This is a genomic window from Streptomyces sp. TRM64462 (assembly GCF_013362995.1).
GTDB lineage: Bacteria > Actinomycetota > Actinomycetes > Streptomycetales > Streptomycetaceae > Streptomyces.
On the sequence record NZ_JABWDV010000407.1, the window covers coordinates 1 to 24,894 of the forward strand.

Below are 24,894 nucleotides of genomic sequence, written 5' to 3' on the forward strand. Positions count from 1 at the left end.
AGCTGTCCACCAACCTGAAGATCATCATCGCGGCGGCCGCCGCGGTCGTCCTGATCATCGGCGGCGGCGTCGTCTACTCCGCCACCAAGGGCGACGACCAGCCCGTCGCGCAGGGCGGCTCCGGCGCCACCGAGGGCGGCGGCAAGGGCGGCGAGAACGGCGGCGGCGACAGCGGCCCCAGCGGCGGCGGCAAGGAGAAGCCGCCCGCCAACACGCAGGCGAAGGTGGCCTTCCAGGTCCCCGCGGCCGTCGTCACCGACTCGACGCAGACGGCGGGCTCCTGGCTCACGGACAAGACGTACGCCAAGACCGGCGTCGACTCCGTCGTGGGCTACGACCCGGAGAAGGGCACCCAGCTGTGGAAGCTGGACCTGGCCGGTGAGGCGTGCGGCGCCTCGCGGCACGTCAAGGACAACAAGACCGCCATCCTCTTCAAGCCGGCCAAGCCGACGAAGGAGAAGAAGTACCCGCCGTGCAGCGAGGTCGGCGTCATCGACCTCGACAGCGGCAAGCTCCTGTGGAGCAAGAACATCACCGGCGGCACCATCGGCGACCGCAAGATGTCCTGGGACGAGGTCACGATCGGCGCCGACACCGTCGCGGCCGGCGGTACGTCCGGCGGCGCGGCCTGGGACCTCGCCACCGGCAAGGAGTACTGGCGCCACGAGGACAACGCCGAACGCTGCCGCGACACCGGCTACGGCGGCGGCGAGGCCCTCGTCGCGGTCCGCAAGTGCGGCGCGTCCGACGGCGGCTGGGTGGTGATCCAGAGCCTCAACCCGACCACGGGCGCGCCCGCCTCCTCGTACAAGATGCCGGCCGGTGTCGAGTACGCGTCGATCGTGTCGAGCAAGCCCCTGGTCGTGGCGGCCGACGTCGGTGACTCGGCGGGCGACGGCTCCGGCATCTCGGACTTCTTCTCGATCGACGAGACCAGCGGCAAGCTGAAGGCGAAGATCGCCGTCGACGCCGAGCGGTTCAATGCCAAGTGCCCGAAGACCGACGTCGAGAAGTGCGAGAAGGTCGTGGTCGGCAACGGCCGGATCTACGTGCCGACGGAGCAGCACGAGGGCGGCGGCGACGAGTCCGGCCGGACCAACGAGATCGTCTCCTTCGACCTCGCCACCGGCAAGCCCACCACCGACAAGGCGGACGCCGGGGACCGCAGCGAGCTGTGGCCGGTGCGGATGGACGGCAACAACCTCATCGCGTACAAGGCCACGCCGTACGACAAGGGCCCCCAGATCGTCAGCATCGACGGCGGCAGCTTCGAGCAGACCGTGCTCCTGGAGACGCCCGCCGACCGGACGATCCGCATGGCGACCCGGACGCTCGCCGAGCGTGAGCTGATCTACCGGGACGGCCGCCTCTACGTGTCCGACCGGTTCCTGTCGAAGCCGTACGGCAGCAGCAGCGAACCCCGTTACCTGGTCCTGGCGTTCACCACGAAGTAGCAGGACGGAAGCGGTCCGACGGCCCGGCGCATCATCCCGATGCGCCGGGCCGTTCCGTAGGGAGGGCGCCTGCGCGGCGTCAGCCTGCGTCCGCTCAAGTAGCCCTGATTGGCGAAGAATTCGACATTGTGGGGGACTTCTCACCAGTAGGGGGCGCAGAACGTCGAACAAGCGTGTAGCTTGCCGGGTCATGGAGGGCCGGGGGGTCATCTCCACGGGGACAAGGGGATGGGGGTTCTCAATGGGCGTGCGGCTGATGGTCGTCGACGACCACCGCCTGCTCGCCGAGGCGCTCGCCTCGGCCCTGAAGCTGCGCGGGCACCGGGTGCTCGCCGCCGCCGCGCCGGCCGCCGGGGCGGCCGAACTCGTCGTGAGCCGCGCCCCCGAGGTGTGCCTCCTCGGTACGGCGACCCCCGCCGAGCCGGGCGCCTTCGACCCGGTCGTCCGCATCAAGCGCGACCGCCCGCAGGTGGCCGTGGTCGTCCTCGGGCCCGTGCCCAGCCCCCGCGGTATCGCCGCGGCCTTCGCGGCGGGCGCCTCCGGGTACGTACGGCACGACGAGCGCATCGAGGGCGTCGAGCGGGCCATGATGAAGGCCCGCGCGGGCGAGGCCGCGGTGGCGCCGCAACTGCTCCAGGGGGCGTTCACGGAGCTGCTCAACCCGGCCGCCAAGCCCGACGACGAGGGCCAGCGGCTCCTCCAGATGCTCACGCCCCGCGAGGTGGAGGTCCTGGTGCGGGTCGCCGAGGGCGAGGACACGCGGCTGATCGCCGCCGGTATGGGCATCGCCCCGAGCACGGCGCGCACGCATGTGCAGCGGGTCCTGATGAAGCTGGGCGTCGGCTCCAGGCTGGAGGCCGCCGCGCTCGCCGCCCGCACGGGCCTCCTCGACCGCGCTGCCGCGGACGTCCTGAGGATCCCGCACCAGTACTGACCCGCCAGGTCACCGCAGGCCACCCAGGGCCGTACGGCGCTTCCCGCGCCGTACGGCCCTTTCTCATTGACGCTGCTGTTTGTTTGTGGTTCCTTGTGTGTGGTTCTGTTTGATTGATGGTTCTGGTCGTGGCGCTGCAAGGAGCCCGAGTGAAGAAGACCCCGACCCGGCTCGCCGACGGGCGCGAGCTGGTGTACTACGACTCCCGCGACGACGCGGTACGCGACGCGGCCGACCCCCGCCCGCTCGACCCGGTCTCCACCGCGTCCGAGATCCGGCACGACGCCCTGCTCGGCGACTCCGTCGTCGTCGCCTCCCATCGCCAGGGCCGCACGTACCACCCGCCCGCCGACGCGTGCCCGCTCTGCCCGTCCCGCAACGGCCGGCACTCCGAGATCCCGGCCGACGACTACGAGGTCGTCGTCTTCGAGAATCGTTTCCCCTCCCTCTCCGGCGACGCGGGCCGCTGCGAGGTCGTCTGCTTCACGCCCGACCACGACGCGTCGTTCGCGGACCTCACGCCCGCGCAGGCCGCACTCGTCCTCGACGCCTGGACCGACCGCACCGCCGAACTCGCCGCACACCCCGGAATCGAGCAGGTGTTCTGCTTCGAGAACCGGGGCGCCGAGATCGGTGTCACCCTCGGCCATCCGCACGGCCAGATCTACGGCTACCCGTTCACCACGCCCCGTACGGACCTGATGCTCCGCTCCCTCGACGAGCACCGGGCCCGCACGGGCGGCGGCAACCTCTTCGACGACCTGGTCGCCCGCGAACGCGCCGACGGCGCACGGGTGGTCCTCGCCACCGGCCACTGGACCGCGTTCGTGCCGTACGCCGCCCACTGGCCGTACGAGGTGCACCTCTACCCGACGCGCCGCGTCCCCGACCTGCGCGCACTCGACGACGGCGCGCGCACGGAGTTCCCACAGGTCTATCTGGAACTGTTGAGACGCTTCGACCGGATATTCGGGGATGGTGAGCCGCCCACTCCGTACATCGCCGCCTGGCACCAGGCGCCGTTCGGCGACCCGCGGCGCGAAGAATTCGCACTGCATCTCGAGCTTTTCACCGTCCGCCGCACTTCCGGCAAGCTGAAGTTCCTCGCGGGCTCCGAGTCCGGCATGAGTGTGTTCATCAACGACGTGCCGCCGGAGGCCGCGGCCCGGCGACTGCGAGAGGTAGCGAGCGCATCATGAAGTACCTGGTAACCGGCGGCGCCGGCTATGTCGGCGGCGTCGTCGCCGCCCATCTGCTGGAGGCCGGGCACGACGTCACCGTCCTGGACGACCTGTCCACCGGCTTCCGCGCGGGCGTCCCCGACGGCGCCGCGTTCGTCGAGGGCCGTGTCCAGGACGCCGCCCGGCACCTCGACCCGTCCTTCGACGGCGTGCTGCACTTCGCCGCGTTCTCCCAGGTCGGCGAGTCCGTCGCGCGGCCCGAGAAGTACTGGGACAACAACGTCGGCGGCACCATGGCGCTGCTCGCCGCGATGCGCGAAGCGGGCGTGCGCCGCCTCGTCTTCTCGTCCACGGCCGCGACGTACGGCGAGCCGGTCTCCACGCCGGTCACGGAGACCGACCCGACCGTCCCCACCAGCCCGTACGGGGCGTCCAAGCTGGCCGTCGACCACATGATCGGCGGCGAGGCCGCCGCCCACGGACTGGCCGCCGCGTCCCTGCGCTACTTCAACGTGGCGGGCGCCTACGGCCGGTACGGCGAGCGCCACGACCCCGAGTCCCACCTCATCCCGCTCGTCCTCCAGGTCGCCCTCGGCCGCCGCGCGTCCGTCTCGGTGTACGGGGACGACTACCCGACCCCGGACGGCACCTGCGTCCGCGACTACATCCACGTCGCCGACCTGGCCGAGGCGCACCTCCTCGCCATGGACGCCGTCACGCCGGGCGAGCACCTGATCTGCAACCTCGGCAACGGCAACGGCTTCTCCGTGCGCGAGGTCGTCGAGACCGTCCGCGAGGTCACCGGCCACCCGGTGCCCGAGGTCATGGCCGCCCGCCGCCCCGGCGACCCGGCCGTCCTGGTCGCGTCGGCCGCCAGGGCGCACGAGCGGCTCGGCTGGAAGCCGTCCCGCGCCGACCTCGCCGGGATCGTCGAGGACGCCTGGGCGTTCGCCCGCCGAGAGGGGACCGGAGCGTGAGCGCGGCAGCGGCGGAGAAGGTCGCCGCCCAGTTCCAGGAGCTGTACGGCACGGCGCCCGAAGGCGTCTGGGCGGCCCCGGGCCGGGTCAACCTCATCGGTGAGTACACCGACTTCAACGACGGCTTCGTGATGCCGCTCGCCCTGCCGCACACCGCCGTCGCCGCCGTCAGCCGCCGCACCGACGGCGTGCTCCGCGTCCACTCCGCCGAGGCCGGCACGGGCCCGGGCCAGGGCGGCGTCGTCCACCTGGACGTCACGTCCCTGACGCCCGGCGCCGGCACCGGCTGGGCCGCCTACCCGGCCGGCGTGGTGTGGGCGCTGCGCGACGCCGGGCACACGGCCGTCACGGGCGCCGACATCCACCTGTCGTCCACGGTCCCGACCGGCGCCGGACTGTCCTCGTCCGCCGCCCTGGAGGTCGTCACGGCCCTCGCGCTCGACGACCTGTACGGGCTCGGTCTGACCGCACCCGGGATCGCCGTGCTCGCGCAGCGCGCCGAGAACGCGTTCGTCGGCGTGCCCTGCGGCGTCATGGACCAGATGGCGTCCGCCTGCTGCACCGACGGCCACCTCCTGCACCTCGACACCCGCGACCTGACGTGCCGCCAGGTCCCGTTCGACCTCGACGCCCACGGGCTGCGGCTGCTGGTCGTCGACACGCGCGTCAAGCACGCGCTCGGCGACGGCGCGTACGCCGAGCGGCGCGCCGGGTGCGAGGCCGGCGCGCGGGCGCTCGGTGTGCGCACGCTGCGCGAAGTCGCGTACGAGGAGCTCCCGGACGCCCTGGAGCGGCTGGCCGACCCGACGGTCCGCGCCTGTGTGCGGCACGTCGTGTCCGACAACCACCGGGTCGCGCGCACCATGGCCCTGCTCGACGCCGGTGACGTACGGGCGGTCGGGCCCGTTCTGGACGAGGGGCACGTCTCGCTCCGGGACGACCTGCGGGTGTCCTGCCCGGAGCTGGACCTCGTCGTCTCGGCCGCGGGCGCGGCGGGCGCCCTGGGCGCGCGGATGACGGGCGGCGGCTTCGGCGGCTCGGCGGTCGTCCTGGTGGAGGCGGACGCGGCCGACGCGGTGGCGGCGGCCGTGGAGGCGGCGTTCGCGGCGGCCGGGTACCCGGCGCCGCGGATCTTCCCGGCGGTGGCGTCGGAGGGAGCGCGCCGACTCCTGTGACCCGGGCGGAAAGCCCCGTAAGCGATCTTGGGCAGTCGATTTCCGCCCCGTTACGACACAGCTGACACACGGGAAACACCCTGGTCGGTCAGTTCTGCAAATCGGCTTCCGGGGCGCCCGTACGGCCGTACGCTGATGCACAGCACCGGTGGGGGCCGGTGCTGATCAGGGGGCGAGACAGCCGGGTACGACGCCCGGGGTGGGGGAGCGGTCACTGCGCGGCGGCGGCCGTGCGCTCAGGTGAACGCCTCATTCCGGGCGCCGTACCCGCGGCTGCCGGTCGCTTCCTCGACGCTTGGGGGTGTCAGTGGTCCGTATCCGGGTGCTCGTGGTGGACGATCACCGCATCTTCGCCGAGTCGCTCGCCGCCGCCCTGGCGGCCGAGCCCGATGTCGACGTGTCGGCGGCGGGCAGCGGTCCCGCCGCGCTGCGCTGTCTGGACCGCGCGGCCGCCGAGGGCCGCAGGTTCGACGTGCTGCTCGTCGACGCCGACCTCGGCGCGGGCGCGGGGCAGGCCGTGGCCCGTGTCGTCCCGGACGGCGGCGGGGCGGACGGCATCGTCGACGGCATATCGCTGGTCGCCGGGGTCCGCCAGGCCCAGCCGACCGTACGGACCGTCGTGCTCGCCGAGAAGGACGACCCGCGCCGCGCGGCACTCGCCCTCCAGGCGGGGGCGTCCGGGTGGGTCGCCAAGGACTGCTCGCTGCAGCGGCTCCTCGGTGTGATCCGGGGCGTGCTGCGCGACGAGACGCATCTGGCGCCCGCGCTGCTGACGGGTGTGCTGCGGGAGCTGACGGCGGCCCGCAAGCACCGCACCGAGAGCGAGCGGCTGGTGGAGTCGCTGACGCCGCGCGAGCGCGAGGTGCTGCGCTGCATGGTGGCGGGGCTCGGCCGGAAGGCGGTCGCCGAGCGGCTCTTCCTGTCCCCGCACACGGTGCGTACGCATATGCAGAACGTGCTGGGCAAGCTGGGCGTGCACTCCACGCTGGCCGCGGTCGCCCTGGCCCGGCGGGCGGGCGTGGGGCCCGCCGAGTCAGCCGGGGATGTTGTCGAACGGGGCGGTCAGCTGGCGTAGCAGCCCCGCCAGATCGGCGCGCTGGGCGCGGGACAGCCGGCCCAGGATGGCCCGCTCCTGCTCCAGGAGCCCGGCGAGGGCCTGGTCGGCGCGGTCCCGCCCCTCGTCGGTGAGCCGGACGAGGACGCCGCGCCGGTCGGTGGGGTCGGGCAGCCGCTCCACCAGGCCCTTCTTCGCGAGCCTGTCGATACGGTTCGTCATCGTGCCGGATGTCACCAGCGTCTGTGTGAGGAGCTGACCGGGGGAGAGCTGGTACGGGGCGCCCGCGCGGCGCAGCGACGTGAGGACGTCGAACTCCCAGGGCTCCAGGTGGTGCTCGGAGAAGGCGATGCGCCGTGCCCGGTCCAGATGGCGGGCCAGCCGGGAGACACGGCTGAGCACCTCGAGCGGTTCCACGTCGAGGTCCGGGCGCTCGCGGCGCCATGCAGCGACCAACCGGTCGACCTCGTCCTCCATGACTGATCAGTGTAGGGGATCTGTCGACATGAAGTCTCTTGATGTCAAGATGTATGTATCCGGACGATTGAGCAGGGCCCCGCCGGAGCAACGTTCCGCTTAGGTATCTCTTACCAGCAAGGGGGATTGACCGTGCGTTCCGCACCCATCTGGGATCCACAGCAGTACCTGCGCCACTCCGGCCACCGCACCCGGCCGTTTCTCGACCTGCTCGCCCGCATTCCCGAACTGCCCGCCACCCGGGAGGGCCGCCCCGCCCGGATCGCCGACATCGGCTGCGGCCCCGGCAACGTCACCGCGCTCCTCGCCGACCGCTGGCCCGACGCGCACATCACCGGCTTCGACCTGTCCCGCGAAATGCTGGAGCAGGCCGACAAGGAACACGCCGGCACCACGGCGGGCGGCGGCTGGCTCGACTTCCGCCGCGCCGACGCCGCCCACTGGACGCCCGACGAGCCGTACGACCTGATCGTCTCCAACGCCGCGCTCCAGTGGGTGCCGAACCACCCGGAGTCCTTCGCGGTCTGGCTCGACGGCCTCGTCCCCGGCGGCACCCTCGCTTTCCAGGTGCCCGCCAACTTCACCTCGCCCAGCCATGCCCTCCTCGGCGAGCTGTGCGAGACCCCGCAGTGGCGCTCCCGCCTCGCCGACCACGGCCGGCGCTTCGTCCACATCCTGGAGGCCGCGGACTACCTCGGCCGCCTCACCGACCTCGGCTGCTCGGCTGACGTCTGGGAGACCGTGTACTCACAGCTCCTCCAGGGCGAGGACCCCGTGCTCGACTGGGTCAAGGGCACCGCCCTGCGCCCGGTGATCACGGCCCTGGACGACGACGGCGAGGCGGTGTCGGAGTTCCTCTCCCAGTACCGCGACCTCCTCCGCAAGGCCTACCCGCCCGGCCCGCACGGCACGGTCTTCCCGTTCCGGAGGGTCTTCGCCGTGGCCCACAAGGAGGTCTGATGCCCGGGCCCCAGGCGTGACGCCCGCGTTAGCGCGACCTCGGCCCGCGTTGGCGCAACCTCAGAGGGCCGGGCCCCGGCGCCGTCGGCGCGCGGAGACCCGGCCCTCAGTCATGTCGTACGAGGCCCGCACGTACGGCCCTCAGTTCTTGCGGTGGCCTATCAGGCGCGGCTTGGGCTCCAGGCCGTCGAGGCCGTGCCAGGCCAGGTTCACCAGGTGGGCCGCCACCTCGGCCTTCTTCGGCTTGCGGGCGTCCAGCCACCACTGGCCCGTCAGGGCGACCATGCCCACCAGCGCCTGCGCGTACAGCGGCGCCAGCTTCGGGTCGAAGCCGCGGGCCTTGAACTCCAGGCCCAGGATGTCCTCCACCTGCGTGGCGATGTCCGAGATCAGCGACGCGAACGTACCCGTCGACTGCGCAACCGGCGAGTCCCGCACCAGGATGCGGAAGCCGTCCGTGTACGTCTCGATGTAGTCCAGCAGCGCGAACGCCGCCTGCTCCAGCAGCTCCCGCGGGTGCCCCGCCGTCAGCGCGCCCGTCACCATCTCCAGGAGCTGGCGCATCTCGCGGTCCACCACGACCGCGTACAGCCCCTCCTTGCCGCCGAAGTGCTCGTACACCACCGGCTTCGACACCCCGGCCTTCGCCGCGATCTCCTCCACCGACGTGCCCTCGAAGCCGCGCTCGGCGAAGAGCGTCCGGCCGATGTCGAGCAGCTGCTGGCGGCGCTCCGCGCCCGTCATCCGGACCCGGCGGCCACGCCTGGGTTTGTCGCTGCTGGTACTGCCACTGCCGTCGATCGCCACGCCGTCCATCATGCCGCGTTCGCGGAGCTGTCCTGGCGCCGGGCGTCGATCCGGGCCTGCGACGGCCAGCGCACGTCGTACGCCCAGCCCAGCTTCTCGAACCAGCGGATCAGCCGCGCGCTGGAGTCCACCTGCCCGCGCATCACGCCGTGCCGGGCGCTCGTCGGGTCCGCGTGGTGCAGGTTGTGCCAGGACTCGCCGCACGACAGGACGGCCAGCCACCACACGTTGCCGGAGCGGTCACGCGACTTGAAGGGGCGCTTGCCGACCGCGTGGCAGATCGAGTTGATCGACCACGTCACATGGTGCAGCAGGGCGACCCGCACCAGCGAGCCCCAGAAGAACGCCGTGAACGCGCCCCACCACGACCAGGTCACCAGGCCGCCCACCAGCGGCGGGATCGCCAGCGACACCACCGTCCACAGCACGAACTGGCGGGAGACCCGGCGGATCGCCGGATCCTTGATCAGATCCGGCGCGTACTTCTGCTGCGGCGTCTGCTCCTGGTCGAACATCCAGCCGATATGCGCCCACCACAGGCCCTTCAGCAGGGCCGGCACCGTCTCCCCGTACCGCCACGGCGAGTGCGGGTCGCCCTCGTCGTCCGAGAACTTGTGGTGCTTGCGGTGGTCCGCCACCCAGCGCACCAGCGGCCCCTCCACCGCCAGCGACCCCATGACCGCCAGCGCGATCCGCAGCGGACGTTTCGCCTTGAACGACCCATGGGTGAAATACCGGTGGAAACCGATCGTGATGCCGTGGCAGCCGATGAAGTACATCGCCGTCATCAGCCCCAGATCCAGCCAGCTCACCCCCCACCCCCACGCCAGCGGCACCGCCGCCACCAGGGCGAGGAACGGCACCGTGATGAACAGCAGCAGGGTGATCTGCTCGATCGAACGCTTGTTGTCGCCGCCCAGCGTCGCTGATGGCAGCTCGGGATCTTGCTCGGTGCGCCGAAGCACCTCGGGGCTGGTGGTCATAGGGGTCCCCTGGGGGGTGAGGAAACGACGGAAAGGACACGAAGGGGGACACGCGAGCACATGGCTACGGTCCCGTAACCTACGGCGTCGTAAGTATGGCAGCGAGCGGGCCCGCAGCAAGAGGGCTGTTGACGGCGTGGCCCGGACGGACACCTATCCTGGGTGCCGTCGGACAGCGCGGTCCGCAGCTTCCCCGAGGCGTCGCCTCGCGAAAACGGCCAGTTGTTCGAAGGGGCATGCCCGGGGACACCACAGAAGTACCCCTCCAGACGTGCTCATCACTGCAAGGAGCCGCACCTGTGAGCAGTGCCGACCAGACCCCCTCCGCCAGCGCCGAGCTGCGCGCCGACATCCGCCGACTGGGCGACCTGCTCGGCGAGACCCTCGTACGCCAGGAAGGACCCGAACTCCTCGACCTCGTCGAGAAGGTCCGCCGCCTGACCCGCGAGGACGGCGAAGCCGCCGCCGAACTTCTCCGCGGCACCGAACTGGAGACCGCGGCCAGGCTCGTCCGCGCCTTCTCGACGTACTTCCACCTCGCCAACGTCACCGAGCAGGTCCACCGAGGCCGCGAGATGCGCGAGAAGCGCGCCGCCGAAGGCGGCCTCCTCGCCCGCACGGCCGACATGCTCAAGGACGGCGACCCCCAGCACGTACGCGAAACGGTCAAGAACCTCAACGTACGGCCCGTCTTCACCGCCCACCCCACCGAGGCGGCCCGCCGCTCCGTACTCAACAAGCTGCGCCGTATCGCCGCCCTCCTCGACGAGCCCGTCACCGACGCCGACCGGCGCCGCCACGACCTGCGCCTCGCCGAGAACATCGACCTCATCTGGCAGACCGACGAGCTCCGCGTCGTACGGCCCGAGCCTGCCGACGAGGCCCGCAACGCCATCTACTACCTCGACGAACTGCACGCCGGCGCCGTCGGCGACGTCCTGGAGGACCTCGCAGCGGAACTGGAGCGCGTCGGCGTCGAGCTGCCCCCCGGCACCCGCCCCCTCACCTTCGGCACCTGGATCGGCGGCGACCGCGACGGCAACCCCAACGTCACCCCCGCCGTCACCTGGGAAGTGCTGATCCTCCAGCACGAGCACGGCCTCACCGACGCCATCGACATGATCGACGAGCTGCGCGGCCTGCTCTCCAACTCCATCCGCTACGCCGGCGCCACCCAGGAGCTCCTCGACTCCCTCCAGCAGGACCTCGACCGGCTCCCCGAGATCAGCCCCCGCTACAAGCGGCTCAACGCCGAAGAGCCCTACCGCCTCAAGGCGACCTGCATCCGGCAGAAGCTCACCAACACCCGCGACCGCCTCGCCAAGGGCACCCCCCACCAGGAAGGCCGCGACTACCTCGGCACCGCCGAACTGGTCGCCGACCTCGCCCTCATCCAGGCGTCCCTGCGCGAACACCGCGGCGGCCTCTTCGCGGACGGCCACCTCGACCGCACCATCCGCACCCTGTCCGCGTTCGGCCTCCAGCTCGCCACCATGGACGTCCGCGAACACGCCGACGCCCACCACCACGCGCTCGGCCAGCTCTTCGACCGGCTCGGCGAGGAGTCCTGGCGGTACGCCGACATGCCCCGCGAGTACCGGCAGAAGCTCCTCGCCAAGGAGCTGCGCTCCCGCCGCCCCCTCGCCCCGACACCCGCGCCCCTCGACGCCGCCGGACAGAAGACCCTCGGCGTGTTCCACACCGTCAAGGCCGCCTTCGAACGCTTCGGGCCCGAGGTCATCGAGTCGTACATCATCTCGATGTGCCAGGGCGCCGACGACGTCTTCGCCGCCGCCGTCCTCGCCCGCGAGGCGGGCCTCGTCGACCTGCACGCCGGCTGGGCCAAGATCGGCATCGTGCCGCTCCTGGAGACCACCGACGAGCTCAGGGCCGCCGACGTCATCCTCAACGACATGCTCGCCGACCCCTCCTACCGCCGCCTCGTCTCACTCCGCGGCGACGTCCAGGAGGTCATGCTCGGCTACTCCGACTCCTCCAAGTTCGGCGGCATCACCACCTCCCAGTGGGAGATCCACCGCGCCCAGCGGAGGCTGAGGGACGTCGCTCACCGCTACGGGGTCCGGCTGAGGCTGTTCCACGGCCGCGGCGGCACCGTCGGCCGCGGCGGTGGTCCATCGCACGACGCGATCCTCGCCCAGCCCTGGGGCACCCTCGAAGGCGAGATCAAGGTCACCGAGCAGGGCGAGGTCATCTCCGACAAGTACCTCATCCCGTCCCTGGCCCGCGAGAACCTGGAACTGACGGTCGCCGCCACCCTCCAGGCGTCCGCACTCCACACCCGGCCCCGCCAGACCCACGAGGCGCTCGCCCGCTGGGACGCCGCCATGGACACCGTCTCCGAGGCCGCCCACACCGCCTACCGCAGCCTCGTCGAGGACCCCGACCTCCCCGCGTACTTCTTCGCCTCCACCCCCGTCGACCAGCTCGCCGAACTCCACCTCGGCTCCCGGCCGTCCCGCCGCCCCGACTCCGGCGCCGGCCTCGACGGGCTCCGCGCCATCCCGTGGGTGTTCGGCTGGACCCAGTCCCGGCAGATCGTCCCCGGCTGGTACGGAGTCGGCTCCGGCCTCAAGGCCCTGCGCGACGCCGGCCTCGACGACGTACTCGGCGAGATGTACGAGAAGTGGCACTTCTTCCGCAACTTCCTGTCCAACGTCGAGATGACGCTGGCCAAGACCGACCTGCGGATCGCCCGCCACTACGTCGAGACCCTCGTCCCGGAGAACCTGCGGCACGTGTTCGCCACCATCGAGGCCGAACACGCCCTGACCGTCGAGCAGGTCCTGCGGATCACCGGCGAGAAGGAACTCCTGGACGCCCAGCCGGTCCTGAAGCAGACCTTCACCATCCGCGACGCCTACCTGGACCCGATCTCCTACCTCCAGGTCGCCCTCCTCAAGCGCCAGCGCGACGCGGCCGCCGCCGACGAGCCCGCCGACCCGCTGCTCGCCCGCGCCCTGCTCCTCACCGTCAACGGTGTCGCGGCGGGCCTCCGCAACACCGGCTGACCCCGGTCCGCACACACGGGTGGGCCCCCGCCGGAACGCTCCGGCGGGGGCCCACCCTGCTGTGCGCCTACGGCGCGCGCACTCAGTGCTGGGCGGCCTTGCGGCGGCGCACCACCAGGAACGCGCCACCCGCGAGCAGCGCCGCGGCGACACCGGCGACGGCGCCCACGGGCGCGCTGCTGCCGGTCTCCGCCAGGTCACCGGTCGCACCGGTCGCCGCGCTCTCCGAGGCGGACGGCGCGGCCGTCGGCGCGACCCCACCCGGAGCCGACTCGGACGGCGACGCCACGGGACCCGAGGTCGGGGACCCGGACGCCGACGCCGACGGCGTCACGGCCGGGGACTCCGACGCCGACGGCGTCTGCGACGGCGTCTGACCGGGGGTCTGCGGCGTCGACTGGCTCGGCGACGGGGCGGTGACCGGGCAGGTGTGCGACAGGTTGAACTTGTCCTGAGGGACACTGCCCTCGATCTTCGCTTCCACGGACATCAGCTTCGCGCCGGGCTCGGAGCCCACGTAGGCGTGCTTGCCGTCAGCGCCTTCGAACACACTGAAGTCGGTGATCTCCTGCGTGCCGCCCGGCTCGAAGGTCACCTTCAGCGACACGAACGTGGCCTTGCCGCCAGGCAGCACGAAGTGCCAGCCGTCCTGACCGTCAGGAACACCGGGGCAGTGGGCCCTGCCCTGGATCGGAGCGGCGTTGTCCGCCTGATCGGCGGTGCGGGGGAGCGGCTGGCGGAGCTCGGGAGAGGTCTCCGTGGCGTGCGCGGCGGGAGCGAGCAGCAGCGAGCAGGCCGCAGCCGCCACCAGCGCGCCGGCGGACTTGGAAAGAGTGCGCATGGGCAGTCCAACGTGAGAGGTGAGGGGCCGTGGGGGGCGGCGGCCCAGCTTCCTGACGGCCCACCACACCCGTCAAGGGGAAAGCACCCCCTTCGACGCGGTACGCCCCAAACACCCGGATCATTCCGGATAACAGTTACGTCAAATCTGGTTTGGTTGTACGGAGAACCGCACCGGTTTCGTCACAACGCGAAGAACGACGCCAACAGCAGCGCGCCACCCGCGCACCCCGACACCCACGCCACCCGCGTCCACCGCAGGCCCCCGCCGATCACCAGCGACGCCAGCACCAGCGCCCCGCCCAGCGGCAGCCACGCGTGCAGCCCGCCCGCCCACCCCGTACGCACCAGCTCCCGCGTGTCCGGCTTCACGACGACCTCGTACCGGCCGCCCTTCTCCACCGCCACCGACCGCGCGATCGTCATGTCCGTACGCGCCGACGCCCCAGCCGACGCCCCAGCCGACGCCCCGGCCGACGCCCCCGGCGACTCCGGCACGAACCGCCCCGTACACACCTCGGCACCGCACCCCGTCACCGCGATCGTGCCGTGCACCCGCCCCTTCGACAGCAGCACGTGCTGCGCCGTCCCCCACGACGCCCACCCGCCCGCGGCCACCAGCAACAGCGCGACCAGCGACATCGTGGCGACACGGGCGTACGGGAGTACGGAAGTCCGCTTCTTCGGGCTCATGGCCCGCGATCCTTGGCCATAGGACCGCGCCGGGTCAATTCCGAGGGGCGGTTCGTCAGGAGTTGTACGCGGACTGCGCCCGCTCAAGGCCCTCCGTGACCAGACACTCCACGGCATCCGCCGCCCGGTCCACGAAGTAGTCCAGCTCCTTGCGCTCCGTCGACGAGAAGTCCTTCAGAACGAAGTCGGCGACCTGCATCCGGCCGGGCGGCCGCCCGATCCCGAACCGCACACGGTGGTAGTCCGGACCCATCGCCTTCGTCATCGACTTCAGCCCGTTGTGCCCGTTGTCGCCGCCACCCAGCTTGAGCCGCAGCGTCCCGTAGTCGATGTCCAACTCGTCATGGACCGCCGCGATGTTCGCCGTCGGCACCTTGTAGAAGTCCCGCAACGCCACCACGGGCCCACCCGACAGGTTCATGTACGACATCGGCTTCGCCACGATCACCCGCCGCCCCGCCGGACCCGGAGGACCGATCCTGCCCTCCAGCACCTGCGCCTGCGCCTTGCCGTGCCGCTTGAAGCCGCCGCCGATCCGCTCGGCGAGCAGATCCGCCACCATGAAGCCCACGTTGTGCCGGTTCCCGGCATACCCGGGCCCGGGGTTCCCCAGCCCCACGATCAGCCAGGGCGCACTGGCGTCCGTCGTCATCCGCGTATGCCTCCAAGAAAGGGGTGTGGGGGGTGCCGGGCACCCCCCACGACAACATCAGGCCCAGGCCCAGGCCCAGGCTCAGCCTCAGCCTCGGGAGGCTCAGGCCTCGGCGGCCTCTTCGCCCTCGGCGCCCTCGGCGGCCGGCTCCTCGGCCTGCGCGGCCAGGACCTGCAGCACGACGGCGTCCTCGTCGACGGCCAGGGAGACACCGTTCGGCAGCGTGATGTCCTTCGCCAGGACCGAGGCACCGGCCTCAAGACCCTGCACGGACACGGTCACGGCCTCGGGAATGTGCGTGGCCTCGGCCTCGACCGGCAGCGCGTTCAGAACGTGCTCCAGCAGGTTGCCACCCGGGGCCAGCTCACCCTCGGTCTGCACCGGGATCTCGACCGTGACCTTCTCGCCGCGCTTCACCAGCAGCAGGTCGACGTGCTCGATGAAACCCTTCAGCGGGTCACGCTGCACGGCCTTCGGAATCGCCAGCTCGTTCTTGCCCTCGAGCTCGACCGCGAGCAGAACGTTCGGCGTCTTGAGCGCCATCATCAGCTCGTGACCCGGCAGCGTCAGGTGGAGCGGGTCGGAACCGTGACCGTACAGAACACCGGGAACCTTGTTCTCACGGCGGACACGGCGGGCAGCACCCTTACCGAACTCGGTACGGGCCTCGGCGGAGATCTTCACCTCGGACATAGCGCACTCCTCGTATGCGTCAGACGGACAAATCGCGGTCACTCGGCCACGACTGCACAGGCCTGCTACGAAGAGCGCGTCGATAACGGACCGCCGCGGTCACAAAGAACCACGGCCTCCCTCGCCGAGCAACTGCGTCAGTCTACCCGCCCCCCGAACACACACCCAATCGATCACCAGCGATACGAGGCCACAGCGGAGGGCCGCCTCCCCACGACGGGAAAGCGGCCCTCCGGACAGCAGAAGCGGACCAGGCCTTACGCCTGCTCCTCGAAGAGACTCGTCACCGAACCGTCCTCGAAGACCTCACGCACCGCACGCGCGATCGTCGGCGCGATCGACAGCACCGTGATCTTGTCGAGCTCCAGCTCACCCGGCGTCGGCAGCGTGTCCGTCAGCACGAACTCGCTCACCTTCGAGTTCTTCAGCCGGTCGGCGGCCGGACCGGAAAGAATGCCGTGCGTCGCCGTGACGATGACGTCCTCGGCACCGTGCGCGAAGAGCGCGTCGGCGGCGGCGCAGATCGTGCCACCCGTGTCGATCATGTCGTCGACCAGGACACAGACCCGGCCCTCGACCTCACCGACGACCTCGTGGACCGTCACCTGGTTGGCGACGTCCTTGTCACGGCGCTTGTGGACGATCGCCAGCGGCGCGTCCAGCCGGTCGCACCAGCGGTCCGCGACCCGCACACGGCCCGCGTCCGGCGACACGACGGTCAGCTTCGAGCGGTCGACCTTCGCACCCACGTAGTCGGCCAGCACCGGCAGCGCCGTCAGGTGGTCCACCGGACCGTCGAAGAAACCCTGGATCTGGTCCGTGTGCAGATCCACCGTGAGAATCCGGTCCGCACCCGAGCACTTCAGCAGATCCGCGACCAGACGAGCCGAGATCGGCTCGCGCCCCTTGTGCTTCTTGTCCTGCCGGGCATAGCCGTACGACGGGATGATCACCGTGATGCTCGCGGCGGACGCCCGCTTCAGCGCATCGATCATGATCAACTGCTCCATGATCCACTTATTGATCGGAGCCGTGTGGCTCTGGATCAGAAAGCAGTCCGCACCCCGCGCCGACTCCTGGTAGCGCACATAGATCTCACCATTGGCGAAATCGAATACCTTCGTCGGCACCAGACCGACACCCAGCTGATGTGCGACCTCCTCGGCCAGCTCGGGGTGGGCGCGGCCGGAGAAGAGCATCAGCTTCTTCTCGCCGGTCGTCTTGATCCCGGTCACAGCACTGTCTCCTCAGACGTGTTCTCTGGCCGCCGCGAGTCCCGTACGCCGCGAACCAGCCGAATTAGTGTGCACGTATCACGGTACGCCGAGTCAGGCGCACGCGTTTTCGGTCAGCCTTCGCCACCGGCTCCGCCACCGGCCTCGCCGGCCTCCCGAGAAGCCGCCGCAGCAGCCTGCGCCGCCGCGCTCCCCGGCCGCTTCCGAGCCACCCAACCCTCGATATTCCGCTGCTGACCACGGGCCACGGCCAGCGAACCCGCCGGCACATCCTTCGTGATCACAGAACCCGCCGCGGTGTACGCCCCGTCCCCGACCGTGACAGGAGCCACAAACATGTTGTCCGACCCGGTCTTGCAATGTGACCCGATCGTCGTGTGGTGCTTCGTCTCACCGTCGTAATTCACGAACACGCTCGCCGCGCCGATGTTCGAATACTCGCCGATCGTCGCATCGCCCACATACGACAGATGCGGCACCTTCGTACCCTCACCGATCGTCGCGTTCTTCGTCTCGACGTACGTACCGATCTTGCCCTTCGCACCCAGAACGGTGCCCGGACGCAGATACGCGAACGGCCCCACGGACGCACCCTCACCGACGACGGCGGAATCCGCGACGGCGTTGTCCACCCGCGCACCACGCCCCACCGTCGTGTCCTTCAGGCGCGTGTTCGGCCCCACCTCGGCGTCCTCCGCGACATGCGTCGCGCCCAGCAGCTGCGTACCCGGGTGGACGACCGCGTCCCGCTCGAACGTCACCGTCACGTCCACCTGCACCGACGCCGGATCCACGACGGTCACACCCGCCGTCATCGCGGCCTCCAGCAGCCGCCGGTTCATCAGCGCACGCGCCTCCGCGAGCTGCACCCGGTTGTTGATGCCCAGGATCTCCCGGTGATCCACCGCGACGGACGCACCCACCCGATGGCCGGCCTCACGCAGAATCCCCAGCACATCCGTGAGGTACTCCTCACCCTGGCTGTTGTCCGTCCGCACCTTGCTCAGCGCATCCGCCAGCAACCGCCCGTCGAACGCGAAGACACCGGAGTTGATCTCCTTGACGGCCCGCTGCTCCTCGGTGGCGTCCTTGTGCTCCACGATCGCGGTCACAGCACCCGACACCGCGTCCCGCACGATCCGCCCGTACCCCGTCGAGTCCGGAACCTCGGCGGTCAGCACGGTGACCGCGTTCCCGTCGGCGGCGTGCGTCGCGGCGAGCGCGCCGAGCGTGCCGCCCGACAGCAGCGGCGTGTCACCGCACACCACCACGACGGTGCCGTCGATCTCCCCGAGCTCCTCCAGTGCCATGCGCACCGCGTGCCCGGTGCCGTTCTGCTCGTACTGCACTGCCGTACGGGTCCCCGCGTAGTGCTCCTCCAGGTGCGCGGTCACCTGCTCACGGGCATGGCCCACGACCACGCACAGGTGCCGCGGGTCCAGCTCACGCGCGGCGGAGACGACGTGCCCCACGAGGGAACGCCCGCAGATCTCATGCAGGACCTTCGGGGTCTTGGACTTCATGCGGGTGCCCTCACCCGCGGCGAGGACGACGACGGCGGCCAGGGGGGTCTCCCCTGTTCGAGCGGAGCCGAGAACTTGGGGGAGGGTTGCGCTCACGGAGGGGTCCTTCGGCATTCGGGTGGTGGACATCCGCAGGATACCGGGGTGGCACGGGGTGACCCGGGGGAGCCCTGCGCGGCCGCCGCGCGCACGAGAACGGGTCCTGACCTTGGAGGTCAGGACCCGAACTGAGCATGGGCTCCCGGGGGAGGACTCGAACCCCCATGATCAGAGCCAAAATCTGACGTCTTGCCCTTAGACGACCCGGGATGGCCGCTATGTCCGATTTCCGAGATCGGCTGCGGATGCAGCCCCTACTATGCCGTACCAGGTGCCCTCCATGCGACGGTACAGATCGGCGCTCTTGGTCACGTAGATGATCAGGCAGCCGCGGTAGGCCTCGCCGGTGTTCTTGCGGCTGGTCTTGGGGTTGTGTCGCTTGAGGATGGGCTTTTGGAACGCGGCGACGTCGACACCGGCAAGTTCAGCCCAGAACTTCTCGGCTCCGCTGACGTCGGCCGACTCGTGGATGCTCACCCGCAGACGCAACCTGTCGGGTGTGACTCCGAGGAGATCGAGCCACCGCAGGTACAGGGCGATCACGTTGGGGTCGCTGTTGATGAAGTGCAGGCGCTCGCGACGCTGGTACGTCTTGTCCTTGGCTCCTTCCGCCCAGTAGAGCGCGACCCCGACGAGGAGGAGTTCCCGCTCGGTGATCTCGTCGATTGCTTGCTGTGCTTCCTCTTTCGTGCGCCGGCGCACGACATCACGCACCGCGAGTTCGTGTTCCCAGCGCTTCTGCGCTGCCAGTTTCGCCTGGTCGGACGGTGACCTCCGCTCCGGTTTCGGGAGGTCCCTGACCCATAGCGAGATCGAGCTTTTCGAGCAGCCCAGCTCCACCTGGATCTGGTCGTAGGTCCAGCCCTGTGTACGCAGTTCGCGGGCCCGCGCCCGCAGGTCGTCTTTGGCGTTCGGGCGCTTGGTCCACTCCGGGGCCGGTTCGCCTTCGAGGAGGCGATTGAGGAGGTCGTTGTTGTCCACGTGGAGCGTGTCGCGGATCTGGCGGCGGCTGAGGCCCTGCCTGCGTAACGCGACGGCCTGGGTGCGGAGGGATTCGAAGTCGGCGTACTTGCCGGTGGCAGTTGTCATGGGGACAGCTTCGTTCCGGAATCCAGCCCGCCGGGTCGAATGTGCGGGCGATTCAGTTGTTCGGGCGATTACCGGTTGTTTCCCGTGCGAATCGACCGTCTCTGTGCTCACAGGCTCGCGCGCGGGCGTGAGGGGGCCGCCCGTAGTCTGGGAGACATGACCACAACGGGGGCAGACCAGGACGCCGCGGGCATGGCCGATGCCGCTCGCGGGCTGTGGTGGTGGGGGCGGCGGCGGAGTGTGGTGCTGGACGTCACGCTCGGGGTGCTGTCCGCGCTGGAGTGTGCGGCGGAGGGGGTGTCCTTCGCGGCGAGCGCGGCCGTGCCGGTGCCGGTGGGGGTGGTGTTCGGGCTGCTGGCAGGGTCCGTGCTGGTGGTGCGGCGGCGGTGGCCGATCCTGGTCGTGCTGGTGTCGATCGCCATCACGCCGGCCGAGATGGGCTATCTGATGGGCCTGGTCGGGCTGTACACGCTGGCGGCGTCGGAGGTGCCGCGGCGGATCATCGCGGCGCTTGCGGGGATGTCGCTGGTGGCGGTGGCGTTGGTGACGTTCGTGCAGGTGCGGCAGGACGTGGCGGCGGCGGACTTCGACCCGGGGTCCTGGTACGTGCCGACGGTGTCGCTGTTCATGTCGCTGGGGCTGACGGCTCCGCCGGTGTTGTTCGGGCTCTATATAGGGGCGCGGCGGCGGTTGATGGAGAGCCTGCGGGAGCGGGCGGACAGCCTGGAGCAGGAGTTGTCGTTGCTGGCCGATCAGGCGGAGCAGCGGGCGCAGTTGGCGCGTACGGAGGAGCGGACGCGGATCGCGCGGGAGATGCATGACGTGGTGGCGCACCGGGTGAGTCTGATGGTGGTGCACGCGGCGGCGTTGCAGGCGGTGGCGTTGAAGGATCCGCAGAAGGCGGTCAAGAACGCAGGGCTGGTGGGGGAGATGGGGCGGCAGGCGTTGACGGAGTTGCGGGAGATGCTGGGGGTGCTGCGGTCGGAGGCTCCGGCGGCGGGGGCGGCGGCGGGTTCGGCTGGGGAGCCGTTGGCGGCGGTGGGGCGGGCGGCGGCGGCCGCCGCGGGGGTGTCGGAGGTGGCCGGGGGCTCGGGTGCCTCGGGAGTCTCGGGGGTGTCGGTGGTTTCCGCGGGTTCGGTGGTGGAGGAGGGGCCGGGGCTGGACGGTGTCGAGGAGCTGGTGGAGCAGTCGCGGGCGGCCGGCACGGTGGTGGAGCTCATGGTGGTGGGGGAGGTGCGTGCGTATGCGCGTGAGGTGGAGCAGACGGCGTACCGGGTGGTGCAGGAGGCGTTGACGAACGTCCACAAGCACGCGGCCGGTGCGAAGGTCGTCGTGCGGCTGGGGCATCGGGGTGATGAGGTGGCGGTGCAGGTGGAGAACGGGCCTTCGGACGCCGCGGTGGCGGGCGCGGGGTTGCCGAGCGGGGGCAACGGCCTGGTGGGGATGCGGGAGCGGGTGACCGGGCTGGGTGGTGTGTTCGTGTCGGGGCCCACGGACGCGGGTGGGTTCCGGGTGTCGGCGGTGCTGCCGGTCGCCGTGTGAGCCTCTGAGCCTCAGGGGTTGGTGAGGCGTACGGGGTGGGTGCCGGTGACGAGTGTGGTGAGGGCGTGGTCGATGTCGGGTCCGAGGTACCAGTCGCCTGCGTGGTCGAGGCTGTAGACGCGGCCTTCCGTGTCGATGGCGAGGATGGCGCGGTGGTCGGGGGTTTCGGCGCCGAGCGGGGCGAGCTGGGTTTCCAGGGCGCGGCCGAGGTCGGCGAGGCTGCGGGCGAGGTGGAGTCCGGCGAGCGGGTCGATGTGGACGGGCGTGGGGGCGATCTGGCGGCCGGGGCCGGGTGTGGTGATGTGGAGGTCGCCGAACTCGGCCCAGGCTTCGACGGCGGCGGGGAAGACGCTGTGGCGGTGGCCGGCGGGGGAGACGTGGGCGCGGAGGGTGTCGGCCCAGTGCTCGGCCTGCTTGATGTCCCAGCGGCCGGGTTGCCAGCCGGCGGCGCGCAGGGCGGCGTCGACGGCGACGGAGAAGCGGGTGGTGTTGAGGTCGGGCATGGCGGGTGGGGTCAGCCGTTCTGCTGTGCGGGGTCGACGGGGCGTACGCCGAAGTGGGCGAGGAGCGCGGCGCAGGTGCGGCAGGGGGCGGCGTAGCTGCCGTGGAGGGGGTCGCCGGCTTCGCGGATGCGGCGGGCGGTGATCTTGGCGTGTTTGAGGGAGCGGCGCGCTTCGCCGGGTGTGAGGGGTTTCCTGCGGGCGCGCTTGGAGCGGTTGTTCTCGGTGCTGGTGAGGTGGCGTGAGACGAGGATGGCTTCGGGGCAGCGGCCGCTGAAGCGTTCGCGCTGGCCGGTGGTGAGGGTGTCGAGGAAGTCCTGGACCAGCGGGTGCAGGGTGGGCGGCTGGTTGCCGCGTGCGGCGGTGCTGGTGAGGGTCTCGCCGCGTACGGAGAGGGCGGCACCGATGGTGGGCAGTATGCCGTCGCGGCGGTGGCGGAGGGCGGGGGTGCGGTCGGGGGTGGCGGCGCTCCAGGTGAGGCGCGGGTCACCGTGAGCGGCGGCGATGGGTGCGGAGGCTGCGTGTGCGGTGGCGGGTGCGGCTGCGCCGGGTGCGGCTGTGGCGGGTCCGGGGATCCCGGCCGTGGGTGCGGCGGTGGTTCCCGCGGGTGTGCCCGCGGGTGCGCCGGTGCCGGCCGGTTGCGCTGTGTGCGTGCTCATCGTGCGTGGTGTTCCCCTCTGTGCAATCCCCCAGTTGCGTGGACAGCCTGCCAAATCGGGTGAGGTGTTGGGAAACGTGGTGGGGGTTTCGTGGCACGGGTGTGTCGGAAGATCGTCGATGGGTCACCTGGGGGTGACCCTTGGTCACGGTGGTGGAGGGCGGGTCGGCTCCGTCGGCCTACCGCATAGGCTGTGCGGAACCAGCCAGCAGCAGCAGGGGGCTACCGCCATGACGACAGGTCGGCTCGGGCAGCAAGCCGCGCCGCCGAACGCGGCTTACGCCGGGCAGGTCGTGCATTTCCCGGATCCGGTCCGGGCCGCCCGTCACCCCGGAGGGGTACGGATGGATGCCGACGGCTACCCGGATCTCTCGGCGTACGCGCGCGCGGCGGCGGAGATCGCGGACCCGCCCGAGGGTTTCGGTGTGGACGAGCTGCGGCTGACGGACTACGTGTCGGCGAACGCGGCGCTGCACGCCTCGGGGCACGCCCTGTGGGACACGGTCCCGGCGGTGGCGACGCCGCACGGCTGGACGTGGCACCACGTGGCGGGTACGCGGCGGATGGAGCTGGTCCCGGTGGAGGTGAAGGCGCTGCTGCGCCACCACGGGGGTCTGGCGACGGCGGCCGTGGACCATGCGAAGCGGGGGACGCGTCCGCTCCAGGAGACCCGCCCGGCGCACTTCGGGCTGCCGAAGAGCGGTGTCGCGGTGTCGGAGGCGCAGCTTCAGGGCGTGGAGGAGGACCTGGGGTACCGGCTGCCGGGCGCCTACCGGTCGTTCCTGAAGGCGGCGGGCGGGTGCGCGCCGGTCGGCGTGGCGCTGGACGCGGAGCTGGGGCTGCTGGTGGACCAGCCGTTCTTCACGGTGCGGGACGAGGCCGGGGTCAACGACCTGGTGTACGCCAACAAGTGCCTGCGGGACCATCTGACGAAGGACTTTCTGGGCGTCGGGTACGTGCAGGGCGGGCTGCTCGCGGTGAAGGTGCGGGGGTCCGGTGCGGGGTCGGTGTGGTTCTGTCCGTACGACGACGCGCGGGACGGGGACGGGTCGGTGATCCAGGAGCGCATGGAGCGGCTGCTGCTGCCGTGCGGTGCGGATTTCGACGCGTTTCTGCAGCGGTTGGCGGGTAGTCCGCCGGAGTTGGAGACGGTGGCGAACCTGATGGTGGACGGCGGCTTCGCGCGGGCCGTCCCGGTCGCGGGCGAGGGGTGACGACGGACCGATGGTGACGTTCGCGCAGGCGCAGGAGCGCGCCGAGGAGTGGATCAACGGCGATGTGCCCGCGTACCAGCATCGTGAGGTGCGGGTGCGGGAGTTCGAGCTGGGGTTCGTGGTGTGGGCGGAGGACCGTCCGGAGGGCCCGGTGTCGGACGGCGGGCGTCAGCGGCTGGTGATCGCCCGGGACAGCGGTGAGGTGACGCTGTGGCCGGGGCTGCCGGTGGGTGAGGTGATCCGGCGGTACGAGGAGGAGTACGGGGCGCCGGCGGGCGACGCGTCGGGGCCGGGCTCCGGGGCGGCGCCGGTGCCTGAGCGGATCGACCTGAACCAGACGTCGTTCCTGCTGACGCCGCCGGAGTGGTTGCAGGAGGCGGCGGACCGGATGGGGATTCCGGGCGGGGAGGCGGAGGCGCCCGCGTCTGCTGAGGCGGAGGCCGACGTGGCGGCTGCTCCCGCGGACGCAGCGCCTGAACCTGAACCTGAACCTGAACCCGAGCCTGCCGCGGCGGACACAGGCACGTCGGCCGGCGCTTCGGTGGGTTCGCCGTGGGACACGGTCAACGCCCGGACGGACGACGAGGACGGTTCCGTACCGCTGCCGGCGACGGTGTTCGCGCCGCCGCTGGCCGGTGCGGACGATGACGACACACCGCCGCCCTCGGTGCCGGCGGACGCGCCGACGGCGCTGATGCAGGGCGGCAGCCAGCTTCCGCGTACGGCGGTGGCCCCGGCGCTGGACCCCGAGTCGGTACGGGCGGCGGACATAGCGGACGCGGCGACGAGCAAGGCGACGCTGCCGCCGCGCGGTACCCGGGGCGGTACGCGGGGTGGTACGGGCGCGACGCCGCCGCCTCCTCCGGGTGCTCCGGGTACGCCGGGCGCGCGGCCCGCCGAGGCGACGCCGCCTCCGGCGCCTGCGCCTGCGCCGGCGTCGGGTCCGGGGGCGCCGGGGGCGCCGGCCGGGGGTTACGTACCGACGCAGTTGGTGGCGCAGTTGGGCCCGGACGGCCCGCTGCCGCCTCCAGGTGCGACGCCGCCTCCGGGTGCGACGCCGCCTCCGGGGCCGCCGCCCGCGCCTCCGGGTGCGACGCCTCCGCCGGGCGCGGGGGTGGACCAGGC

At 71.3% G+C, this 24,894-nt stretch carries 22 protein-coding genes, 1 tRNA gene and 1 pseudogene; 11 read left to right on the forward strand and 13 right to left on the reverse strand.

Going from position 1 to position 24,894, the window contains the following annotated elements:
- From HTZ82_RS24520 to HTZ82_RS24545, 6 genes are all read left to right on the forward strand, one after another.
- A partial coding sequence (locus tag HTZ82_RS24520) for a PQQ-binding-like beta-propeller repeat protein (RefSeq protein WP_254712076.1) occupies positions 1-1,454 on the forward strand: 1,454 nt, incomplete at its 5' end.
- Positions 1,455-1,695: 241 nt separating this feature from the next.
- The gene (locus tag HTZ82_RS24525) at positions 1,696-2,388 is read left to right on the forward strand and encodes a LuxR C-terminal-related transcriptional regulator (protein WP_175411596.1); all 693 of its coding nucleotides are present in this window, start codon (positions 1,696-1,698) and stop codon (positions 2,386-2,388) included.
- Positions 2,389-2,537: 149 nt separating this feature from the next.
- A complete protein-coding gene (gene galT, locus HTZ82_RS24530; protein ID WP_175411597.1) occupies positions 2,538-3,587 on the forward strand; it encodes a galactose-1-phosphate uridylyltransferase in 1,050 nt (349 codons plus the stop codon).
- Complete coding sequence (gene galE, locus HTZ82_RS24535) at positions 3,584-4,546, forward strand: UDP-glucose 4-epimerase GalE (protein ID WP_175411598.1); 963 nt, start codon at positions 3,584-3,586, stop codon at positions 4,544-4,546. The genes galT and galE overlap by 4 nt, the downstream gene beginning before the upstream one ends.
- Positions 4,543-5,721: a galactokinase gene (gene galK / locus HTZ82_RS24540; protein ID WP_175411599.1), complete on the forward strand. Its 1,179-nt coding sequence runs from the start codon at positions 4,543-4,545 to the stop codon at positions 5,719-5,721. Before galE ends, galK begins: the two co-directional genes overlap by 4 nt.
- A 307-nt stretch (positions 5,722-6,028) precedes the next feature.
- Positions 6,029-6,796, forward strand: coding sequence for a response regulator transcription factor (locus tag HTZ82_RS24545; protein ID WP_309235668.1), 768 nt, complete (start codon positions 6,029-6,031; stop codon positions 6,794-6,796).
- Here the strand turns inward: HTZ82_RS24545 and HTZ82_RS24550 are convergent.
- Entirely contained in the window at positions 6,755-7,252 is a 498-nt protein-coding gene (locus tag HTZ82_RS24550; protein ID WP_175411601.1) for a MarR family winged helix-turn-helix transcriptional regulator, read from the reverse strand. The two genes, HTZ82_RS24545 and HTZ82_RS24550, sit on opposite strands and share 42 nt — an antisense overlap.
- 132 nt (positions 7,253-7,384) lie before the next feature.
- Here HTZ82_RS24550 and HTZ82_RS24555 point away from each other — a divergent pair, with 132 nt between their 5' ends.
- Positions 7,385-8,212 (forward strand): trans-aconitate 2-methyltransferase, encoded by an 828-nt coding sequence (locus HTZ82_RS24555; RefSeq protein ID WP_175411602.1) that lies wholly within the window; start codon positions 7,385-7,387, stop codon positions 8,210-8,212.
- Positions 8,213-8,353: 141 nt separating this feature from the next.
- Here the strand turns inward: HTZ82_RS24555 and HTZ82_RS24560 are convergent, their stop codons facing one another.
- Both HTZ82_RS24560 and HTZ82_RS24565 read right to left on the reverse strand, forming a co-directional pair.
- Positions 8,354-9,028, reverse strand: a complete 675-nt coding sequence (locus tag HTZ82_RS24560; protein WP_254712078.1) for a TetR/AcrR family transcriptional regulator — start codon at positions 9,026-9,028, stop codon at positions 8,354-8,356.
- The gene (locus tag HTZ82_RS24565; RefSeq protein ID WP_175411604.1) at positions 9,028-10,002 is read right to left on the reverse strand and encodes a fatty acid desaturase; all 975 of its coding nucleotides are present in this window, start codon (positions 10,000-10,002) and stop codon (positions 9,028-9,030) included. Before HTZ82_RS24565 ends, HTZ82_RS24560 begins: the two co-directional genes overlap by 1 nt.
- Positions 10,003-10,301: 299 nt before the next feature.
- Here HTZ82_RS24565 and ppc point away from each other — a divergent pair, with 299 nt between their 5' ends.
- On the forward strand, positions 10,302-13,031 hold the full coding sequence (ppc, locus tag HTZ82_RS24570) for a phosphoenolpyruvate carboxylase (protein ID WP_175411605.1): 2,730 nt from the start codon (positions 10,302-10,304) through the stop codon (positions 13,029-13,031).
- An 82-nt stretch (positions 13,032-13,113) separates the two neighbouring features.
- On the opposite strand, the gene HTZ82_RS24575 is transcribed toward ppc, so the two are convergent.
- The 8 genes from HTZ82_RS24575 to HTZ82_RS24610 all read right to left on the reverse strand — a co-directional run bounded on the left by HTZ82_RS24575 (position 13,114) and on the right by HTZ82_RS24610 (position 19,855).
- The gene (locus HTZ82_RS24575; protein ID WP_175411606.1) at positions 13,114-13,872 is read right to left on the reverse strand and encodes an LPXTG cell wall anchor domain-containing protein; all 759 of its coding nucleotides are present in this window, start codon (positions 13,870-13,872) and stop codon (positions 13,114-13,116) included.
- Between the two features lie 182 nt (positions 13,873-14,054).
- Positions 14,055-14,564, reverse strand: coding sequence for a hypothetical protein (locus HTZ82_RS24580; RefSeq protein ID WP_175411607.1), 510 nt, complete (start codon positions 14,562-14,564; stop codon positions 14,055-14,057).
- A 55-nt stretch (positions 14,565-14,619) separates the two neighbouring features.
- The gene (gene pth / locus HTZ82_RS24585; protein WP_175411608.1) at positions 14,620-15,216 is read right to left on the reverse strand and encodes an aminoacyl-tRNA hydrolase; all 597 of its coding nucleotides are present in this window, start codon (positions 15,214-15,216) and stop codon (positions 14,620-14,622) included.
- Positions 15,217-15,318: 102 nt separating this feature from the next.
- Complete coding sequence (locus HTZ82_RS24590; protein ID WP_175411609.1) at positions 15,319-15,909, reverse strand: 50S ribosomal protein L25/general stress protein Ctc; 591 nt, start codon at positions 15,907-15,909, stop codon at positions 15,319-15,321.
- 257 nt (positions 15,910-16,166) lie between these two features.
- Complete coding sequence (locus tag HTZ82_RS24595; RefSeq protein ID WP_175411610.1) at positions 16,167-17,144, reverse strand: ribose-phosphate diphosphokinase; 978 nt, start codon at positions 17,142-17,144, stop codon at positions 16,167-16,169.
- A 113-nt stretch (positions 17,145-17,257) separates the two neighbouring features.
- Positions 17,258-18,763, reverse strand: a complete 1,506-nt coding sequence (gene glmU, locus HTZ82_RS24600) for a bifunctional UDP-N-acetylglucosamine diphosphorylase/glucosamine-1-phosphate N-acetyltransferase GlmU (protein ID WP_175411611.1) — start codon at positions 18,761-18,763, stop codon at positions 17,258-17,260.
- Positions 18,764-18,905: 142 nt separating this feature from the next.
- A tRNA-Gln gene (locus HTZ82_RS24605) sits at positions 18,906-18,976 on the reverse strand.
- A 6-nt stretch (positions 18,977-18,982) separates the two neighbouring features.
- Entirely contained in the window at positions 18,983-19,855 is an 873-nt protein-coding gene (locus HTZ82_RS24610; RefSeq protein ID WP_175411612.1) for a hypothetical protein, read from the reverse strand.
- Positions 19,856-20,011: 156 nt separating this feature from the next.
- Between HTZ82_RS24610 and HTZ82_RS24615 the strand changes: the two genes are divergently transcribed.
- Positions 20,012-21,397, forward strand: a complete 1,386-nt coding sequence (locus HTZ82_RS24615) for a sensor histidine kinase (RefSeq protein ID WP_175411613.1) — start codon at positions 20,012-20,014, stop codon at positions 21,395-21,397.
- A gap of 11 nt (positions 21,398-21,408) precedes the next feature.
- On the opposite strand, the gene HTZ82_RS24620 is transcribed toward HTZ82_RS24615, so the two are convergent.
- Together HTZ82_RS24620 and HTZ82_RS24625 are read right to left on the reverse strand one after the other, a co-directional pair.
- Complete coding sequence (locus HTZ82_RS24620; RefSeq protein ID WP_175411614.1) at positions 21,409-21,900, reverse strand: SUKH-3 domain-containing protein; 492 nt, start codon at positions 21,898-21,900, stop codon at positions 21,409-21,411.
- 11 nt (positions 21,901-21,911) lie between these two features.
- Entirely contained in the window at positions 21,912-22,556 is a 645-nt protein-coding gene (locus HTZ82_RS24625; protein WP_175411615.1) for a YwqJ-related putative deaminase, read from the reverse strand.
- 229 nt (positions 22,557-22,785) lie between these two features.
- Between HTZ82_RS24625 and HTZ82_RS24630 the strand changes: the two genes are divergently transcribed.
- Complete coding sequence (locus HTZ82_RS24630) at positions 22,786-23,769, forward strand: SMI1/KNR4 family protein (RefSeq protein ID WP_175411616.1); 984 nt, start codon at positions 22,786-22,788, stop codon at positions 23,767-23,769.
- Positions 23,770-23,779: 10 nt separating this feature from the next.
- Positions 23,780-24,894 (forward strand): annotated as a pseudogene (locus tag HTZ82_RS24635) (hypothetical protein); the annotation flags it as partial.

What these genes read in the sequence shown, in the direction of transcription:
- HTZ82_RS24550 (WP_175411601.1), bottom strand. Translation starts at nt 7,252, where the DNA reads ATGGAGGACGAGGTCGACCGGTTGGTCGCTGCATGGCGCCGCGAGCGC.
- galE (WP_175411598.1), top strand. Translation starts at nt 3,584, where the DNA reads ATGAAGTACCTGGTAACCGGCGGCGCCGGCTATGTCGGCGGCGTCGTC.
- HTZ82_RS24580 (WP_175411607.1), bottom strand. Translation starts at nt 14,564, where the DNA reads ATGAGCCCGAAGAAGCGGACTTCCGTACTCCCGTACGCCCGTGTCGCC.
- pth (WP_175411608.1), bottom strand. Translation starts at nt 15,216, where the DNA reads ATGACGACGGACGCCAGTGCGCCCTGGCTGATCGTGGGGCTGGGGAAC.
- HTZ82_RS24610 (WP_175411612.1), bottom strand. Translation starts at nt 19,855, where the DNA reads ATGACAACTGCCACCGGCAAGTACGCCGACTTCGAATCCCTCCGCACC.
- HTZ82_RS24625 (WP_175411615.1), bottom strand. Translation starts at nt 22,556, where the DNA reads ATGAGCACGCACACAGCGCAACCGGCCGGCACCGGCGCACCCGCGGGC.
- HTZ82_RS24560 (WP_254712078.1), bottom strand. Translation starts at nt 9,028, where the DNA reads ATGGACGGCGTGGCGATCGACGGCAGTGGCAGTACCAGCAGCGACAAA.
- HTZ82_RS24525 (WP_175411596.1), top strand. Translation starts at nt 1,696, where the DNA reads ATGGGCGTGCGGCTGATGGTCGTCGACGACCACCGCCTGCTCGCCGAG.
- HTZ82_RS24575 (WP_175411606.1), bottom strand. Translation starts at nt 13,872, where the DNA reads ATGCGCACTCTTTCCAAGTCCGCCGGCGCGCTGGTGGCGGCTGCGGCC.
- HTZ82_RS24565 (WP_175411604.1), bottom strand. Translation starts at nt 10,002, where the DNA reads ATGACCACCAGCCCCGAGGTGCTTCGGCGCACCGAGCAAGATCCCGAG.
- HTZ82_RS24590 (WP_175411609.1), bottom strand. Translation starts at nt 15,909, where the DNA reads ATGTCCGAGGTGAAGATCTCCGCCGAGGCCCGTACCGAGTTCGGTAAG.
- HTZ82_RS24630 (WP_175411616.1), top strand. Translation starts at nt 22,786, where the DNA reads ATGACGACAGGTCGGCTCGGGCAGCAAGCCGCGCCGCCGAACGCGGCT.
- HTZ82_RS24620 (WP_175411614.1), bottom strand. Translation starts at nt 21,900, where the DNA reads ATGCCCGACCTCAACACCACCCGCTTCTCCGTCGCCGTCGACGCCGCC.
- HTZ82_RS24615 (WP_175411613.1), top strand. Translation starts at nt 20,012, where the DNA reads ATGACCACAACGGGGGCAGACCAGGACGCCGCGGGCATGGCCGATGCC.